We start from the raw sequence: 16768 nt of genomic DNA on the forward strand, positions 1-16768 counted from the left end.
CGCCGTGGAACAGCAAGCAGGTTGCCCGGTCGGCCCAAGCACCACTGATCAGGAGCACGTACTCGGACACGGCACGGCCGGGTGTCGTGGAGTCACGGATGGAACCGCCAGCGGCCTTCAGAAATGACATCCACCTTGTCGTCCCTGACGCGAACGGCCGTCTCGTCGTCGATGAAGTAGATCGGGAAGTCCGCCCGTGCAGCGATGCGATCGGCCCAGGCGTCGTCCCGCTCGGGGAAATCCGGCGAGTAGAGGTGGGGCTTGAGGTACCAGTCGAAGAGGCCGAACGGCGGCTCCACGGTCGTCGCGCCGAGCACGTGGAGGTCCCTGGTGTCCCCGATGACGTCGGCGGAGTGTGCGGTGAGATGACGGCTGAAGATCATTGATCCGGCGCTGAGCCCCACATAGACCCGGCTCTCCAGCGCCTCCAGGAAGCCGTCGGCCAGGCCGTTGCCGGTGATGCTGCGCGCGAGGTGGTAGTGGCTGCCGCCCCCGACATAGATGACGTCGGCGTTGAGCAGTCGGTCCAGCACCATCTGCCGGGGCAGGCCGTTCAGCTCCAGGATGTCGAACTCCCGCCAGCCGAGGCCGTGCAGCCGGTTCAGGTCCGCGACGAGCCACCCGTGGTCCCCGGGCTCGGCGACGGATGCCGTGGGAACGTACACGACGTTCGCCGACCCGAACGGCTTTCCCAGCATGTCCCGCAGCGCATCCCGCAGCGTCTCGTTGCGCAGGCCACTCGCCGTCAGCAGAAAGTTCATCGGGTGAGCCAAGCACGACTGACGGGCTGGCGCAACGACTCCAGGATCTGCCGGAACTGTCATGGAACGGCTGCATCAGGAACAGGCACCCGGCTTGTTCTTCGGCCTCGGGCCGGCCTTGACGGTGCAGCCGGCGGGCCTGAGTGTGAGTGGCCGAATCGGGATGCGCCGTCCTGGTCGTGAGAAGGCCGCCCGGGTCATCCGAGCACCCGGAGGATCTGATCCCGGGGACGGATCTCGTTCAGGCCCCGGCGTCTGGTCTGTCGTGGCTGCGGACTGTCCCGGGTGTGGAGCGGCCGTCGTGTCGCGCTCTCCGCCGGCACGGCTCAACCCGCGACGGATCCGTACTTCGGTATCCCCTTGTGGCTCCAGATCGAGACCCGGCATGGGTGGATGTGGGCGTTCGACCTCGAGCATCCAGACCTGACCCGTCGTCTTGTCCAGGCGCCGCTGCGGGGACGAGCGCTCTGGTACGACATCGGGCAGACGATGACGATGGTGGCCCGCGTTCCGGCAACGGTCCAGGCCATCGCTGTCACGGCGTGTTGCGCAGGGTTGCGCGCCAGGCCGCGACAGTGGAACCTCGCAACCCGGCCAGTGTGTGTTTCTGGTCTCCGGTCGCTGTTGATCAGATACGGGTTGGCGTCGGCTCCGCAGGATTGATGTCGCGGCGGAGGTGTTCTGGGGAGGGGACGAGTAATGCAGACGGCGTTCGACGAGTCCGAGCGGCAGGCGTGGGCGGGGCGGGCCGATGCCTATGCTGCGAGTTTTGCCAAGCTCTGCGCATATCCGGTGCCTGAGCTCCTCGACGCTGCTGGAGTCAGGGAGAGTGTGCGGGTCCTCGATGTGGGGACGGGTACGGGCACCGCCGCCGCACTTGCGTATGGGCGGGGAGCGGAGGTGACGGCGGTGGACGCCGAACCTGGCATGGTCGCCCGGGCCGCGCTGGCGGCTCCGGAAGCCGACGTACGGCTTGCCGCACTGCCCCAGCTGCCGTTTGCCGACGACGAGTTCGACGCCACGGTCGGCAACTTCGTCCTCAACCATGTCGGACGGCCTCGGCAAGCCCTGGCGGAGTTGCGACGGGTGACGCGTCCTGGCGGCCGGATGGCCGTCACTGTCTGGAGGGCTCCCGCGGCCGCCGGGCAGACGCTACTGGGCAGGGCTGTCCAAGCGGCAGGCGTCACCCGTCCGGCTCACCTGCCGGCTCTTGCTCCCGAAGACGACTTCCCCCGTACCGAACAGGGCCTCGCCGTCCTGCTCGGTGAGGCGGGTCTGACGGACGTCGTCTGCGACACCGTGACCTGGGACCACCAGACAACTGCTGAGGAGTGGTGGAGCGGACCAGCCGCCGGAGTGGCGACGATCGGCCGGATCGTGACAAGTCAGAACCCGGTGGTCATTGACCAGATCAGAAGCCACTTTGAGTCGTTGTGCGCGGAGTTCACCGGTCCGGGCGGTGTACTGGTCTTGCCTCACGCAGCCCTGATCGCACATGGCCAGGCTTGACGTCGCCCTGCCCACGTGGGTGATCAGCGTTTCCGAGTGCTGAATCAACCGTTCGCAGTCCGTCGCGTGACGTCGGGCGCGCTTCATCCAGGCAAGGCCGCGTTCGACGACCAAGCGGCGGGGCAGCACGACGAAGCCGGTGTCGTGCTTCCATGCATGCCGACGCCAGAGGCCCTTGAGGCCACGATCAACTGCGGACCGGCTCACATAGGCGACCGCCGTCGCCCCCGGCTCCGACCGCTCGAAACGCCCAGCGATCCGCGGCCCCAGACCTGCCAGCTCCGCACCCCGCAGCTCCACCTGATACGAAGTCACCACACGACGATCATTGCAGGCAAAATGCCCCATCTGGCAAGTGCCGCCGCAGCACCAGGGAGACCCCGCATGGCTGACTGTTATCCGTACCGAATCGCGGCCAGGAGAGGTGACCTGACGCTGATCTGGCGGCCGGGAGCGGGCGATGCCGCCGATGAGCTCGTCGTTGACGAACTTGGAAGGCTCCTCGCGTTCCATGACCTCAAGACGCTGCAGGAATACTGTGATCGCAACGGCTGGGAGCTCGTCCGGGAGGGCGGAGGCACTCTCGATCTGAGCGTCATACGGCGGTGGGTCGAGCACCCCAGCCTTGGCTCAGTCCCGGCAGGACTGCTGCTGGACGCCTGGAACTTCTTCGAAGACCTCTCCCACAGCCTGAAGGCCGGCCCACCCCTTCCCTCCCAAGGATCGATCCACAACAGCGCCTACGAAAAGATTTTCGGCGGCGAAGCTCTCGAACCGACCGCCGGCGACGGAGCCTGGACGGCGGAGGAGACCGCGGCCGTGCGTGAACTCCTCCGCGCGGGACTGGACCTTTGGGAACAGGCCGTGCACAGGTCCAGCACCGGCTGATCGATTCGACGAGTCTTCCGCGCGCACCCAGCTCAACTGCCGCTACAGCACTAGACCATTGTCACTGTGGGTAATTTCCGATCGGGTTCCGGTCAAGGTCCTGCCCGCACCTCTCGCTGTTCCGCGCTGACCGGTGACCCGGTTTACCCGCCATTCACCCGCCGCGAAAGGGGACCGACGGACCGCCCGCACGGCCGTGGACACCGACCTCGACCTCGCTCACCTTCGGCAGGGGCGAGCGTCACGCCGATGGCAGGGTGAGTTTGGCGGCCACGGCGTCGAGGACCCAGTCCAGGCCGGTCGCGAAGGATGTCTCGGCGTCCACGTCCGTCCCGTCGTGCACGGCCTTGGCCAGCGCCGGGAAGCGGCCCGTGGCCAGCATCCTCGTCACATGCGGGCCGTGAGCGCGCTGCCAGTCGCGCTTGGACAGGCCCGTGGCGCGCTCCGCCCGCAGGTTCGCGATCTCGCGCCTGATCGCGCCGGTCCAGTATGCGCTGACCGTCTCCACGGCCCGCATGACGGTGTCGACGTCGGCGAGGCCGTCGAGGGTGGCCAGCGTGGCCTCGGTCACGGCGAGGCCGTTCGGGCCCAGGGCCGGGCGGCCGCCGAGCAGGTCGGCCAGCCATTCATGGCGGAGGGCGGCCTGCCTGGTGCGGTGGGCGAGGACGCGCAGCGCCTCCCGCCAGTCACCCGGCTGCTCCTCGGGGAGGATCTCGCCCTGGACCTCGTCCACCATGAGGTCGAACAGCTCCTCCTTGGTGGAGATGTATCCGTACAGCCGCATCGGGCCGGCGTTCAGCCGGGCGGCGACCTTGCGCACGGACACCGCCTCCAGCCCGCCCTCGTCGGCCAGCGCGACGGCGGCGGCGACGATCCGCTCCCGGTCGAGAGGCACAGGGCGAGTCGGCGGCTCCGGCCGGTCCCAGACAGTCATGGTCACATCGTACGGTTGCCATGCACCGTACCGAGAAAATACAGTGTATCGACATGAGACAGCGCATCGCCGTGGTGGGCAGTGGCCCTGGCGGCCTCACCTTCGCCCGTGTCCTGCACCGCCATGACTACCCCGTCACCGTCCTCGAACGCGATCCCGCCCCCGACACGCGTCCCCCGGGCGGCACGCTGGACCTGCACGAAGGGCTGGGCCAGCTCGCGCTGGACAAGGCGGGGCTGCTGTCGGAGTTCCAGGCGCTGTCCCGCCCCGAGGGTCAGGCCATGCGCATCCTGGACCCGGACGGGACCGTCCTGCGCGACTGGCGCCCCCGCCCGGACGACCGGGCCAATCCCGAGATCGACCGCCGGCACCTCCGTGACCTGCTGCTCGGCCCGCTCGACGTACGGTGGGGGCGGGGCGTGACGCAGGTGGTACCGGGGACCCGGGACGGCGTACTCGTCCATTTCGCGGACGGGCGGCAGGAGACGTTCGACCTCGTGGTCGGCGCGGACGGCGCCTGGTCCCGGACCCGCCCGGCGGTCTCGCCGGTGACTCCGCACTACACCGGCGTCACCACGGTCGAGACCTCCCTGGACGACGTCGACACCCGCCACCCCGACCTCGCCCGGATGATCGGCGACGGCTCCGTGGCCGTGTACGGCGTGAACCGAAAGCTCGTCGCCCAGCGCAACAGCGGCGGTCACGTCAAGGTGTACGCCCAGTTCCGCGCGCCGCTGGACTGGCACACAAACCTGGACCTGGCCGACGTCAAGGCCGTGCGGTCGAGTCTGCTGGCCCTGTTCGACGGCTGGGCCGCTCCCGTCCTCGACCTCCTCCACCACGGCGCCGCCTTCGCCCACCGCCCCCTCTACGTCCTGCCCGTGTCCCACACCTGGACCCACGTCCCCGGCGTGACGCTCCTGGGCGACGCCGCCCATCTGATGCCTCCACTCGGGGCGGGCGCGAACCTCGCGATGCTGGAGGGCGCCGAACTCGCCGACTCCCTCGCCACCGGCACCGGAGACCCGGACGACGCCGTCCGCGCCTTCGAGGAACAGATGTGGGCACGAGCCGGCCGATGGGCGAAGATCACGACGGCCGGCCTGGAACGCCTGGTGAGCCCGGACCCCACCGCAGCCCTCGCCCTCTTCGACCAAGTCCAGCCATCCTGACTGCCAAGCGGAGAGCACCAGCCAAATTGTCATGCCTTCCCCAGCCGCCGAGGGACTGCGGTCACCGTGACCGGTCTCCGGGGGCGTAGTGCCGCCAGGTTCCTCCGGCCTCGGCGGCGAGTTGGGCGGAGGTGTCGTCGTGGTAGCCGAGCATGCGGGCGACCACGGGGGCGGGGACCTGGAGTACGAGGCGGCGGATCGTCGACCCAGCCCGGCCAGGGCGTACCCCACGCCGAACCGGCGGCGCACGATCTCAGTGTTCCTGGCCGGCGTCCAGCACTGGGCGGACCCGAAGCGACCGGGCCGGCGTCCAGCACGGCTTCCAGGTGACAGAGTTGTTCCGCAGCCGGTGCCCGCCGCCACCGGTTCGCCGACATCCGGGTCACCTGAACCGGCGGGTCACCTCCCGGTCACCTGCCCCGGCCTCGATCAGATCGGCGGCTGCGAGCCGGACCTGCTCACGCCGAGACCGTTCCTCGGCCGTCAGTCCACCGCCGTCGGGATACCTCATCGTCCGGGCACAGCGCGGCCCACGACAGCTGTCACCGGTCGCGCCCCGCCGCGTGGTGCGGCCCGCGAGCATCCCTGCGGGGGATCCGATACAGGACACACAGGCGAAGCGGCCCCTCGGGCACGCTCGGATCCTCGAAGTCGTCGGCCGGATCCCGGGTCATGCCGATCCGCCGCATCACTGCCTGGGAACGAAGGTTGTGGACGGTCGTCGACGCCACCACCTCCGGCAGCCCGAGGACCTCGAAGCCGAAAGCCAGACAGGCCAGGGCAGCCTCAGTGGCATAACCGTGCCCCCACGCCGAACGCATCAAGCGCCAACCGACATCCACCCCCGTGAACGGCATGTCCTTGCCCACCTCGTCCAAACCGGCACGGCCGATGAACTCACCAGTCCCCCTTGCTTCGAGCGCCCACCACCCAAAGGCCCGCTCCTCGAACTCGGCCTGCATGAGTGCCACCGCGGCATCGCTTTGCTCCCGCGTCAGCAGTCCCCCCAAGTGTTCTCGGACTTCAGGATCGGCGTTCATAGCCGCCCACGGTTCGAGGTCGGACTCCCGCCACCGACGGAGCAGAAGACGGTCAGTTCGCAGCTCTGTCATGCCATCCAGTCAATCCGATCAAGATCAGGGTGTCGATCGGTGCACCTGGTGGTCGAGGACGGCCGGATCGTTCGCATGCACCTGTACGAGGACACGCTGACCGTCGCCGAGGCGTTCAACGCCGGCTGAGCGGAGGGCACTCAGGGATCCCGCGGGACTGGGCCTCCGCGGCCAACAAGCGCTGAGCCACGCCGCGCCTGCTCCGTTTCATCGGCGACCGCCGCGCCCACGGCCGCCGTTGGACCGGCGCCCTCGAACACCGTGAGGGTCCGCTCCCGTCCGTCGGGGGCCCGAAGACCCATCAGCTCAATCCGCTTACTCGACCGACTCCGACTCCGACTCCGACAACGCCGCGACCGACTAGGTCAGCCTCGGTTCGGCTCGGTCACGCCCTGAGCGGGTGCGGCGGGGCGGTCCGGCTCCGCGGGTTCCTGGACGGTGACCACCTTCGAGGGGCGGTCGCCGCGGTCCAGGAGGCCGCCGGTGACGGCCAGCCCCAGACCTGCCACCGCGAGGGCCGCGCCGACCAGGTTGGGCGCCGCCCAGCCCCAGCCCGCAGAGATGACCAGGCCGCCGAGCCAGGCGCCGGCCGCGTTGGCCATGTTGAAGGCGGAGTGGTTGGAGGCGGCCGCCATCGTGGGGGCGTCCTTCGCGTTGATCATCAGCAGCATCTGGACGGGCGTGGTGATGAGCGCGCCCATCGCGCCGATGAAGGTGACCGTCACCAGGGCCGGCACCGTGCTGTGGACGGTGAAGTAGAACGTCACCAGCGCGGCCCCCAGCAGGACGATCCCGGCGTACAGGGTCGGGCGCAGGGCGCGGTCGGTCAGGGGGCCGGCGAGCAGGGTGCCGAGGGTCATGCCGACGCCGTAGAGGGCGAGGACCCAGGTGGTGGAGGCGTCGGAGAGGCCCGTCAGGTGCGTCAGCATCGGGACGAGATAGCTGTAGACGGCGAAGAAGCCGCCGAACCCGACGACGGCGGTGGCCAGGCCGATGAAGACCTGCCGGTTGCCCATCGCGCGCAGTTCCTGCCGGATGCCGGCCTGCGGGCCCCGCGACTGGTGGGGTACGAGCAGGGCGAGCGCGAGGAGCGCCACGAGGCCGATGACGGCGACCGCGCAGTAGGCGTACCGCCAGCCCAGGTGCTGGCCGAGGGCGGTGCCGGCGGGGACGCCGACGATGTTGGCGATGGTGAGGCCGAGGAAGACCCGGGAGACGGCGCGTGCCGCGCGGTCGGCGGCCACCAGCCGGGAGGCGACGACAGCGCCCACACCGAAGAGGGCGCCGTGCGGCAGTCCGGCCAGGAAGCGGGCGGCGAACAGCAGGCCGAAGTCAGGGGCGAGCGCGGACGCCGTGTTGCCCACCACGAAGAGCCCGGTCAGCAGGAGCAGCAGCCGTTTGTGGGGCACGCGGGCGCCGATGCCGGTCAGCAGCGGGGCGCCGATGACGACGCCGAGGGCGTAGGCGGAGACGAGGTTGCCGGCGTGCGGCACCGACACCCCGACGCCGTCCGCGATCTGGGGCAGCAGGCCCATGGTGGCGAACTCGGTGGTGCCGATGCCGAACGTGACGACGGCAAGGGCCAGCAGAGCCAGAGGCATGGTGAGCGGGGGAACCTTTCGGGGACGGCGGGTTCGGGAGGGATGCCCGGACGGAAGCGAATGGCTTCTTCGCCCTCCGTGGCCGGCCGCACCGAGCGCCCTTGCCCAGTCCACCCCAAGAACGTTGCAGCGGGATGCGGCCGGCGTGCATTCCTGAATCGGCTCACGCGACGGGGTGACCTGTGTCACGTGAGGGAGTGTCGGCTGGGCCTACTGCTGTGCGGTGGCCCGCCGGCACTCCGCGCACAGTCCCCACCAGGTGATCTCGGCCTCGTCGACGGCGACGCGCACGTCGGCGCCTTCCTCGCCCTGCTCGGCCAGGGGTTCGACCCGCTGACGGCCGCGCGCGGCGCCAACGCGGCGGCGGCCTTCTCGGTGACCCGTCGCGGCCCGGCCACGGCGCCCGGCCGGACGGAGCTGGCCGCGTTCCTGGCCGGCGACCCGCCCGCCGGGCAACTCGCCTGAATCTCCCGGGCCTTGACGCGCTTCGAGTCCGGTCCCGGGAAGAGAGTCGCGCCGCCGGGTCGTTGAACGCGGAGCCGCGGTCGGCGGTTGGCCGGCCCGCGGCTCGTCGGCCAGGGCTTCTCTCAGCGAGGAAGAACGGTGATCACGCGATGAAGGCGGTGCGGTTCCACGCGTACGGCGGGATCGAGGTGCTGCGGGTGGAGGAGGTCGAACGGCCGGCGCCGGGCCCGGGGCAGGTGCTGGTCGAGGTCCGCGCGGCCGGGATCCAGCCCGGTGAGGTGATGATCCGCGAGGGTGCCCGGCACGGACGCTGGCCCGCGACGTTCCCCTCCGGGCAGGGCAGCGATCTGGCCGGGGTCGTGGTGGCGGCAGGACCCGAGGTGCGCGGCTTCGCGGTGGGCGACGAGGTCCTCGGTTTCACCCACGGCAGGGCGAGCCACGCGGAGTACGTCGTGGCCGAGGACGTCAACCTCGTGTCCCGTCCGGAGGGACTGCCCTGGGAGGTGGCCGGATCGCTGTACGTGGCCGGCACCACCGCGTACGCCGCCGTGTTCGCGGTGGACCTGCGGCCGGAGGAGACCGTCGTGGTGTCCGGCGCGGCCGGTGGCGTGGGGTCAATCGCCGTACAGCTCGCGCGGCGGCGCGGTGCCACCGTCGTCGGGCTGGCGAGCGAGGCGAACCACGCCTGGCTGGCGGCCCACGGCGTCGTGCCGGTCGGCTACGGGGAGGGTGCGGCCGAGCGGATCCGGAAGGCCGCCGGGGGCAAGGACGTCGACGCGTTCATCGACACCTTCGGCGACGGCTACGTGGACATGGCCGTGGACCTGGGCGTACGGCCCGAACGGATCAACACCATCCGCGACTGGTCGGCCGCGGCCCGGGTCGGCGCCCGGACCTACGGGGAGGGGTCGGCCGCGGCCGCGGTCGTGGTCGGTGAACTCGCGCGGCTCGCCGCACGGGGCGAGCTGGACGTCCCGATCGCCCGCGTCTACCCGCTGGAACAGGTGCGGGAGGCGTTCCGTGAGCTGGAGCAGGGGCACCCCCAGGGCAAGATCGTGCTCCGGCCGTAGTGCACGCTCCGGTCCTGCGGCGGCCGGCGGCTCCCGGGGCTGAGCGGGCGGGGCGCAGCGGGCATGCTGGAACCATGATGGTGCTCGCCGTGCTCTTCGCCGTCCTGGGTGCCGTCAGCAACGCGGCGGGCACGGCCTTCCAGCGCAAGGCCGCGTCGGCCGTGCCCGGCCGCAGTGGGCTTCGCCTGCTGCTGGCACTCATGCGGCGGCCGGCCTGGGCCGTCGGTATCGTCGGCGTGGCGGGGGCCGCGGTCTTCCAGGCGCTCGCCCTGGTCAACGGGCCCATGGCGCTGGTCCAGCCCCTGTTCATGCTGGAACTGCCGTTCGCGCTGCTGATCGCCGTGCCGCTGATGCATCGCAGGCCCAGTCCGGAGGGCTGGCGGACGATCGCCGTGGTGGTGGCCGGCCTGGCCCTGCTGCTCGCCTCGGCGGCCCCGTCCGGCGGCCGTCAGCAGGCGTCCATGCAGCGCTGGATCCCGGCCCTCGCTCTCACCCTGGGCGCCATCGCCGTCACCGTGCTGCTCGTGCGGTCCTCGTCGTCGCCGCTGTTTCGCGCGGCGGCGCTGGCCACGGGGGCCGCGATCGGCAACGCGCTGACCGCCGCGCTCATGAAGTCGGCCACCGGCCGTCTCGCCGACGACGGCCTGGCCGCCTTCCTCACCGCCTGGCAGACCTACGGCTTCGCGCTCACCGGGATCGCGGCGCTGCTGCTCCTGGAGAACGCGCTGCAGGCCGGTCCGCTCGTCGCCTCCCAGCCCGCGCTGACGATCGGCGACGCGGCGGTGAGCCTGCTCCTCGGCGTCGCCCTGTTCGACGAGTCGGTCCGCACCGGGTGGTGGCTGCTGCCCGAGGTGGCCGGCGCCGGCCTGATCCTGTGGGGCGTGACCCGGCTGACCCGTGTCGTCCCGCACCTCGTCGACGTCATGCGGTGAAAGGGACCACAGGATCGCCGCGGGTACGTCCGCACGGTCGGCCGCGCGGTCGATACCGTCGGGCCGGCGGCAGTTCAGTGGCTGTTACACGGGCCGCTGTCCGTCGCGCCGACGACCGGTGCGATGATCATAGGGTGGGGCTGGAAGAACTCGTTCGGCGCCGGACGCGCCGACCCGTCACGCCGTGATTTGGCGTCCCTGACCACCGAGAAGACCTTCCAGGCCCCCGGAAGGGGAAACAGAGTGTCCGTGTTCCAGCGCATCCTCGTCGCCGTCGATCCCAGCCCCGCCCGCCGCTCCGCCGTACGGCTGGCCGGCGAGCTGGCCCGGCTGACGGACGCCGAGGTCCGCGTCGTACACGTCATCGCCTCCGCCGCGTCCGTCGCCGCGATCGTGCCTCTGGAGGAGGACGCCGAGGCCAAGGCCGTCCTCGACGAGTCGCTGACGGCCCTGCGCGACCAGGGCGTCAAGGCCGAGGGGACCCTCGTCAGGGGGCTTACCACCCAGGTCGCGACCACCATCGCCGACACCGCCGAGGAGTTCGCGGCCGATCTCATCGTCCTGAGCCCCCACCACCGGAGCTCCGTCGAGGCGCTGTTCGACCCGCGGGTCAGCGACGCCGTGGCGCACCGCACCAACACGGCGATCCTGCTGGCCCCGGAGGGCCACGAAGAGGACTGACCGGCCACCGCCCCGGGGCCCGCTGCGGATTCTTCGGCCGCGGAGGGCTCCGGGTTTTCGGGCCGTACCGGTGCGGTGGGCGCTGTGCTGAGCGATCTGCTGGTGCCGCGACATGCCGTCTGCCGACCGCGGCGCCGTCGTGGCCGGTCGCGCAGTTCCTCCCCCGGCCTTCGGCCGGGGTACCCCCAGCGCCCCCTCGGGGGCGCGTTGCGCTACCGGCGGCGCCAGGGCAGCGCCTCCTGTTCGTCGGTGTCGGCGTCCATGCGCTGCAGGGCGGTGTTGACGGCCTCGCCGATGGCGGCGAACTGGGTGACCTGCTCGGGGGTGAGGGCGTCGAAGACGGCTCGGCGGACCGCCTCGACATGGCCGGGGGCCGCGCGCTCCAGGAGGCTCATGCCGGCCGGGGTGAGGACGGCGTGCTGGTTGCGGCGGTTGACGGTGTCCTCGCGGCGGTCGACGTAGCCGGCCTCCTGGAGGCGGGTCACCGCATGCGTGAGGCGGCTTCGGGTGATCTTCAGGCGTTCGGCCAGCTCGGACATGGTCAGGCTGTGGTCCTGGACCGAGGACAGGTGGACGAGCAGGGTGTAGTCGGCGTGCGTCATCCCCGCGTCCCGCCGCAGCTGGCGGTTCAGGTGGTCGGACAGATGCGTGGAGAACTGGACGTAGGCGAGCCACGCCCGTCGTTCCTCGGGGTTCAGCCAGCGTGGCGTCGTGGTCATGGGCGCAGCCTAACCACTGACGTTTGAATATTCAAACCTCTTGCGAGCGGCCGCACCGAGGAGTCCTCGCCTCCTCGGTGCGGCCCGGCTCAGGCGCGGACGTACTCCGCGAGGTGCTGTGCGGTGAGGGTGGAACGGGCGGTCACCAGGTCGGCCGGGGTGCCCTCGAAGACGATGCGGCCGCCGTCGTGGCCGGCGCCCGGGCCGAGGTCGATGATCCAGTCGGCGTGGGCCATGACCGCCTGGTGGTGTTCCACGACGATGACCGACTTGCCGGAGTCGACCAGCCGGTCCAGCAGCCCGAGGAGCTGCTCGACGTCGGCGAGATGCAGGCCCGCGGTCGGCTCGTCGAGGACGTAGACGCCGCCCCTGTCGGCCATGTGCGTGGCGAGCTTGAGGCGCTGGCGCTCACCGCCGGACAGGGTGGTGAGCGGCTGGCCGATGGTGAGGTAGCCGAGGCCGACGTCCGTGAGCCGCTGGAGGATGCGGTGGGCGGCCGGGGTGTGCGCCTCGCCCGCGGCGAAGAACTCCTCGGCCTCGGTCACCGGCATCGCGAGCACCTCGCTGATGTCGCGGCCGCCGAGGTGGTAGTCGAGGACGGACGCCTCGAACCGCTTCCCGTCGCAGTCCTCGCAGGTGGTGGCGACGCCGGCCATCATCGCCAGGTCGGTGTAGATCACGCCGGCGCCGTTGCAGGTGGGGCAGGCGCCCTCGGAGTTGGAGCTGAACAGGGCCGGCTTGACGCCGTTCTCCTTGGCGAAGGCCTTGCGGATCGGGTCGAGCAGTCCGGTGTACGTCGCCGGGTTGCTGCGCCGGGAGCCGCGGATGGCGCCCTGGTCCACGGAGATCACCCCGGCGCCGGCCGGGATCGAGCCGTGCACCAGGGAGCTCTTGCCGGAGCCCGCGACACCGGTCACGACGGCCAGGACGCCGAGCGGGATGTCGACGTCGACGCCCTGGAGGTTGTGCGTGCTCGCGCCGCGGATCTCGAGCGTGCCGGTGGGCTTGCGGACCGTGCCCTTGAGGGCGGCCCGGTCGTCGAAGTGGCGGCCGGTGATGGTGCCGCCGGTGCGCAGGGCCTCGACGGTGCCCTCGAAGCAGACCGTGCCGCCGCCCGCCCCGGCGCCGGGGCCGAGGTCGACGACGTGGTCGGCGATGGCGATGACCTCCGGCTTGTGCTCCACGACGAGCACGGTGTTGCCCTTGTCGCGCAGCCGCAGCAGCAGGCCGTTCATGCGCTGGATGTCGTGCGGGTGCAGGCCGGTGGTGGGCTCGTCGAAGACGTAGGTGACGTCGGTGAGCGAGGAGCCGAGGTGGCGGATCATCTTGGTGCGCTGGGCCTCGCCGCCGGACAGGGTGCCGGCCGGCCGGTCGAGCGAGAGATAGCCGAGGCCGATCTCCACGAACGACTCCAGGGTGTGCCGGAGGGTGGCGAGGAGCGGTGCGACCGAGGGTTCGTCGAGGCCGCGCACCCACTCGGCGAGGTCGCTGATCTGCATCGCGCAGGCGTCGGCGATGCTGATCCCGTCGATCTTCGAGGAACGGGCGCCCTCACTCAGCCGGGTGCCGTCGCAGTCCGGGCAGGTGGCGAAGGTGACCGCGCGCTCCACGAACTCACGGATGTGCGGCTGCATCGACTCCTTGTCCTTGGAGAGCATCGACTTCTGGATGCGCGGGATCAGACCCTCGTAGGTCATGTTGATGCCCGCGATCTTCATCCGGGTCGGCTCCCGGTGCAGGAAGTCCTGCAGCTCCTTCTTGGTGAACTTGCTGATCGGCTTGTCCGGGTCGAAGAAGCCGGACTCGATGTAGAGGCGGGAGTTCCAGCCGCCGCCCTTGTAGCCGGGGACGGTGATCGCGCCCTCGTTCAGGGACAGCGTCTCGTCGTAGAGCTGGGCGAGGTCGAGGTCGGTGACGGCGCCCCGGCCCTCGCAGCGCGGGCACATGCCGCCGGTGATGCTGAAGCTGCGGCGCTCCTTCACCTTCTGCCCGGCGCGTTCGACGGTGACGGCACCCGCCCCGCTGATCGAGGCGATGTTGAAGGAGAACGCCTTGGGCGAGCCTATGTGCGGTGTGCCGAGGCGGCTGAAGAGGATGCGCAGCAGGGCGTTGGCGTCGGTGGCGGTGCCGACGGTGGAGCGCGGGTCGCCGCCCATCCGCTGCTGGTCGACGATGATCGCGGTGGTCAGTCCCTCGAGGACGTCCACCTCGGGGCGGGCCAGGTTGGGCATGAAGCCCTGGACGAAGGCGGGGTAGGTCTCGTTGATCAGCCGCTGCGACTCGGCGGCGATGGTGTCGAACACCAGCGAGCTCTTGCCCGAGCCGGAGACTCCGGTGAAGACCGTCAGCCGGCGCTTCGGGATCTCGATGCTGACGTCCTTGAGGTTGTTCTCCCGCGCGCCGTGCACGCGGATCAGGCCGTGGCTGTCGGCCACGTGCGGCGTGGACGTCGTCTTCTCGGTCTCTCTGGCCATGCTCAAACCCGTCTCCGTCTGCTGCGCGGGGCTTCGGTCGATCGCCGCCACGCTAGCCGGGGAGGAAGACTAACGCTTCTCCATTCCTGACCGGCCTCGCCGCCCCCGGTCATGGGGGGCGATGCCGGGGCGGCTCCGTCGCAGGTCGGGTTCCGGGTCGGCAGCGCGCCGTCGACGGTGAACGCCCCGCTCCAGGCGAGGTGCAGCAGGCGGCCGTCCCGGGTCGTCCATCCACCTGTGGATCGCCGGGCCGGTCCCGGCCGAAGTCGGGGGCGGAGAGGGCCTCGATGAACTCGGCGAAGCAGCCGTCCACCGCGAGCCGACCGACGGCACCCGGGACAGGTCGTCGCAGTCACCGCGCCAGGCGGGGCTGGTCAGCCAGTCGCGCACGAGTCCCCGGGGTCCAGGAAGTGCACCGCACGGCCGGCCGGCTGGAGTGACGTCACGTGAGGCTCCCTGGGAGGTACCGGAGTTGGTGTGGCGTCGCGGCAGCCGGAGGTGGCGGGATCACGACCGGCACGATCCGCGCCACGGACACGGCGGGGATGTGACCGAACGGGCCGGCCCGCGTTCTCCCGCTTCTCCCGGGTGTTCGGCTACGAAGATTTTGCGTTCTCGCGGGGTGTCCATGAACCGGCCCTCACCTGCACCGAGTCCGGTTTGTCCGCCCGTACGCCGCACAGGTAACGGCGAGTTCACCCGGCTTCCCTTCCTTGAAAGTCTACGCGCGTGGTGTCATGCCCACGCTCACCCACCCCCCACGTGAGCGTCTATTCGACTAGGAGTCACGTCCATGCTGTCGAAGCTTCTCGGTCGCGCGGGTGTCGCCCTGGCGGCCAGTGCGGTCGTGGTCGCCACCGCGGTCCCCGCGAACGCAGCGAGCTACTCCGCGTTCGCCTTCTCGCTCAGCAGCAGCGAGCCCACGATCTACGACTTCATCAACTCGGCCACCAGCTCGCTCGACATGACGATGTACGAGCTGGAGGACACCACGGCCGTCAACGACCTCATAGCCCTGAAGAACAAGGGCGTCACCGTGCGGGTCGTCCTGGACCAGGCGCACAAGAGCGCCAACAACTCCGCCTACACCTCCCTCACGAACGCGGGCGTGGGCGTGGTGTGGTCGCCGTCCGGCTTCGTCTACACGCACCAGAAGACCATCACGGTCGACGGCACCAAGTCGCTGGTCCTGACCGGCAACCTGACCTCCCAGTACTACTCGACCGGCCGGGACTACGGCGTCTTCACCGACGACACCCGGGACGTCGCGGCGATCGAGAAGGTCTTCAACGCCGACTACGCCGGCACCTCGATCACCCCCACCGACGGCGACCACCTGCTCTGGTCCCCCACCGACTCGCGCAGCCGCCTGCTGACCGTGATCAACGCCGCCACCAAGACGCTCGACGTCGAGGAGCTGGAGTTCAGCGACAGCACGGTGGTCAACGCCATCGTCGCCAGAGCCAAGGCGGGCGTGAAGGTGCGCGTCGTCCTCGAGACCCCGTCCGACTACTCCAGCGAGGTCTCCTCGATCAAGTCCGCCGGCGGCACGGTCGTCGGCTACTCCGACCCCGCCGGCTTCTACATCCACGCCAAAGCCATGGTCGCCGACTACGGCCTGTCCACCCAGGAGGTGGAGGCCGGTTCCATGAACATCAGCAGCAACTCCCTCTCCAACAACCGTGAGCTGGGCATCATCCTCACGGGCACCGGGGTGGCGCAGTCGGTGGCCACGACCGTCGAGACCACGTTCAACAGCGACTACTCGGGCGGCACCGCCGCGTAGCGGTCCGGGTTCACGGCCTGTCCCGGCCGTGCTTCGGCACGGCCGGGACAGGTGTTGCCCGCCGCCGCGTCACCCGTCAGCATGGTGACGTGAATCTGGAGCATGTCTTCGTCTGCGGGCACCCGGCCCTCGACTTCGCCGCCACCCTCAGGGCGCGCCGCACGGCCGGCTTCGAGATGTTCGTCTCGCCCGAGCGTCTGGACTCCTGGTACGTCGAGTCCGGACTCGTCGACGCCGTCTCCCCCAGCCAGGACGACGACGTGGCGCGGGCCGTCGCCGTACGCGAGGCCCTGTACCGGCTCCTCACCGCCCGCCGCCTGGGCACGCCGTACGACACGGAGTCCCTGGCCGTGGTCAACGGCGCCGCCCGCAAGCCGTCGGCGACACCCCAGCTCACCGTGGAGGGACGGTGGACCGTCGCGGCACCGGAAGCCGCGCTGTCGAGCGTCGCGCGGCTGGCCGTGGAGCTGCTGAGCGGGCCGGACGCGCCGCTGCTCAAGGAGTGCGGCAACCCCGAGTGCACCCGCGTCTACATAGACCGCTCCCGGGGCATGCGCCGCCATTGGTGCGGCATGGAGTCCTGCGGCAACCGGATCAAGGCGGCCGCGTACCGGGCCCGGAAGAAGCAGGCCCAGGGCACCGCGTGACCGGCCGAGCAGGTGAC

The 16768-nt window shown here is 70.6% G+C and carries 15 protein-coding genes and 1 pseudogene; 9 read left to right on the forward strand and 7 right to left on the reverse strand.

The features are described 5' to 3' along the window. Positions 1-92: 92 nt before the first annotated feature. Positions 93-761 (reverse strand): Type 1 glutamine amidotransferase-like domain-containing protein, encoded by a 669-nt coding sequence (locus ACFY0P_RS41590; protein WP_388925939.1) that lies wholly within the window; start codon positions 759-761, stop codon positions 93-95. A 699-nt stretch (positions 762-1460) separates the two neighbouring features. Between ACFY0P_RS41590 and ACFY0P_RS41595 the strand changes: the two genes are divergently transcribed. Then, on the forward strand, positions 1461-2270 hold the full coding sequence (locus tag ACFY0P_RS41595; RefSeq protein ID WP_388925942.1) for a class I SAM-dependent methyltransferase: 810 nt from the start codon (positions 1461-1463) through the stop codon (positions 2268-2270). 18 nt (positions 2271-2288) lie between these two features. Here ACFY0P_RS41595 and ACFY0P_RS41600 read toward each other — a convergent pair. Beyond that, positions 2289-2408 (reverse strand): annotated as a pseudogene (locus tag ACFY0P_RS41600) (IS5/IS1182 family transposase); the annotation flags it as partial. A 246-nt stretch (positions 2409-2654) separates the two neighbouring features. Between ACFY0P_RS41600 and ACFY0P_RS41605 the strand changes: the two are divergent. Then, complete coding sequence (locus ACFY0P_RS41605; RefSeq protein ID WP_388925945.1) at positions 2655-3158, forward strand: hypothetical protein; 504 nt, start codon at positions 2655-2657, stop codon at positions 3156-3158. A 241-nt stretch (positions 3159-3399) separates the two neighbouring features. Here the strand turns inward: ACFY0P_RS41605 and ACFY0P_RS41610 are convergent, their stop codons facing one another. Beyond that, positions 3400-4092: a TetR/AcrR family transcriptional regulator gene (locus tag ACFY0P_RS41610; protein WP_388925948.1), complete on the reverse strand. Its 693-nt coding sequence runs from the start codon at positions 4090-4092 to the stop codon at positions 3400-3402. A 53-nt stretch (positions 4093-4145) separates the two neighbouring features. Between ACFY0P_RS41610 and ACFY0P_RS41615 the strand changes: the two genes are divergently transcribed. Then, positions 4146-5264, forward strand: coding sequence for an FAD-dependent oxidoreductase (locus ACFY0P_RS41615; RefSeq protein WP_388925951.1), 1119 nt, complete (start codon positions 4146-4148; stop codon positions 5262-5264). Positions 5265-5806: 542 nt separating this feature from the next. Here the strand turns inward: ACFY0P_RS41615 and ACFY0P_RS41620 are convergent. Both ACFY0P_RS41620 and ACFY0P_RS41625 read right to left on the reverse strand, forming a co-directional pair. Next, entirely contained in the window at positions 5807-6376 is a 570-nt protein-coding gene (locus ACFY0P_RS41620; RefSeq protein ID WP_388925954.1) for a GNAT family N-acetyltransferase, read from the reverse strand. A 365-nt stretch (positions 6377-6741) separates the two neighbouring features. After that, the gene (locus tag ACFY0P_RS41625; RefSeq protein ID WP_388925957.1) at positions 6742-7977 is read right to left on the reverse strand and encodes an MFS transporter; all 1236 of its coding nucleotides are present in this window, start codon (positions 7975-7977) and stop codon (positions 6742-6744) included. Between the two features lie 189 nt (positions 7978-8166). On the opposite strand from ACFY0P_RS41625, the gene ACFY0P_RS41630 reads away from it, so the two are divergent. The 4 genes from ACFY0P_RS41630 (at position 8167) to ACFY0P_RS41645 (ending at position 11125) form a co-directional block, all read left to right on the forward strand. After that, a complete protein-coding gene (locus tag ACFY0P_RS41630) occupies positions 8167-8442 on the forward strand; it encodes a hypothetical protein (protein ID WP_388925960.1) in 276 nt (91 codons plus the stop codon). Between the two features lie 149 nt (positions 8443-8591). Further along, on the forward strand, positions 8592-9512 hold the full coding sequence (locus ACFY0P_RS41635; protein WP_388925963.1) for an NADP-dependent oxidoreductase: 921 nt from the start codon (positions 8592-8594) through the stop codon (positions 9510-9512). A gap of 74 nt (positions 9513-9586) precedes the next feature. Beyond that, positions 9587-10444, forward strand: coding sequence for a DMT family transporter (locus tag ACFY0P_RS41640; protein ID WP_388925966.1), 858 nt, complete (start codon positions 9587-9589; stop codon positions 10442-10444). A gap of 243 nt (positions 10445-10687) precedes the next feature. Further along, the gene (locus tag ACFY0P_RS41645) at positions 10688-11125 is read left to right on the forward strand and encodes a universal stress protein (RefSeq protein WP_388925969.1); all 438 of its coding nucleotides are present in this window, start codon (positions 10688-10690) and stop codon (positions 11123-11125) included. Between the two features lie 212 nt (positions 11126-11337). On the opposite strand, the gene ACFY0P_RS41650 is transcribed toward ACFY0P_RS41645, so the two are convergent. Both ACFY0P_RS41650 and ACFY0P_RS41655 read right to left on the reverse strand, forming a co-directional pair. Continuing rightward, positions 11338-11844: a MarR family winged helix-turn-helix transcriptional regulator gene (locus ACFY0P_RS41650; RefSeq protein WP_388925972.1), complete on the reverse strand. Its 507-nt coding sequence runs from the start codon at positions 11842-11844 to the stop codon at positions 11338-11340. 89 nt (positions 11845-11933) lie between these two features. Further along, complete coding sequence (locus tag ACFY0P_RS41655; RefSeq protein WP_388925975.1) at positions 11934-14318, reverse strand: ATP-binding cassette domain-containing protein; 2385 nt, start codon at positions 14316-14318, stop codon at positions 11934-11936. Positions 14319-15111: 793 nt separating this feature from the next. Here ACFY0P_RS41655 and ACFY0P_RS41660 point away from each other — a divergent pair. After that, positions 15112-16104: a phospholipase D-like domain-containing protein gene (locus ACFY0P_RS41660; protein ID WP_388925978.1), complete on the forward strand. Its 993-nt coding sequence runs from the start codon at positions 15112-15114 to the stop codon at positions 16102-16104. 89 nt (positions 16105-16193) lie between these two features. Next, positions 16194-16751 (forward strand): CGNR zinc finger domain-containing protein, encoded by a 558-nt coding sequence (locus ACFY0P_RS41665; RefSeq protein WP_388925981.1) that lies wholly within the window; start codon positions 16194-16196, stop codon positions 16749-16751. Positions 16752-16768: the final 17 nt, after the last annotated feature.

Origin of the sequence: Streptomyces sp. NPDC001714 (assembly GCF_042892755.1) — a bacterium.
In the GTDB taxonomy this organism is placed as follows: Bacteria; Actinomycetota; Actinomycetes; order Streptomycetales; family Streptomycetaceae; genus Streptomyces.

Coding starts and splice junctions, on each gene's coding strand:
- ACFY0P_RS41590 (WP_388925939.1), bottom strand. CDS start 761: ATGAACTTTCTGCTGACGGCGAGTGGCCTGCGCAACGAGACGCTGCGG.
- ACFY0P_RS41595 (WP_388925942.1), top strand. CDS start 1,461: ATGCAGACGGCGTTCGACGAGTCCGAGCGGCAGGCGTGGGCGGGGCGG.
- ACFY0P_RS41605 (WP_388925945.1), top strand. CDS start 2,655: ATGGCTGACTGTTATCCGTACCGAATCGCGGCCAGGAGAGGTGACCTG.
- ACFY0P_RS41610 (WP_388925948.1), bottom strand. CDS start 4,092: ATGACTGTCTGGGACCGGCCGGAGCCGCCGACTCGCCCTGTGCCTCTC.
- ACFY0P_RS41615 (WP_388925951.1), top strand. CDS start 4,146: ATGAGACAGCGCATCGCCGTGGTGGGCAGTGGCCCTGGCGGCCTCACC.
- ACFY0P_RS41620 (WP_388925954.1), bottom strand. CDS start 6,376: ATGACAGAGCTGCGAACTGACCGTCTTCTGCTCCGTCGGTGGCGGGAG.
- ACFY0P_RS41625 (WP_388925957.1), bottom strand. CDS start 7,977: ATGCCTCTGGCTCTGCTGGCCCTTGCCGTCGTCACGTTCGGCATCGGC.
- ACFY0P_RS41635 (WP_388925963.1), top strand. CDS start 8,592: ATGAAGGCGGTGCGGTTCCACGCGTACGGCGGGATCGAGGTGCTGCGG.
- ACFY0P_RS41640 (WP_388925966.1), top strand. CDS start 9,587: ATGATGGTGCTCGCCGTGCTCTTCGCCGTCCTGGGTGCCGTCAGCAAC.
- ACFY0P_RS41650 (WP_388925972.1), bottom strand. CDS start 11,844: ATGACCACGACGCCACGCTGGCTGAACCCCGAGGAACGACGGGCGTGG.
- ACFY0P_RS41655 (WP_388925975.1), bottom strand. CDS start 14,318: ATGGCCAGAGAGACCGAGAAGACGACGTCCACGCCGCACGTGGCCGAC.
- ACFY0P_RS41660 (WP_388925978.1), top strand. CDS start 15,112: ATGCTGTCGAAGCTTCTCGGTCGCGCGGGTGTCGCCCTGGCGGCCAGT.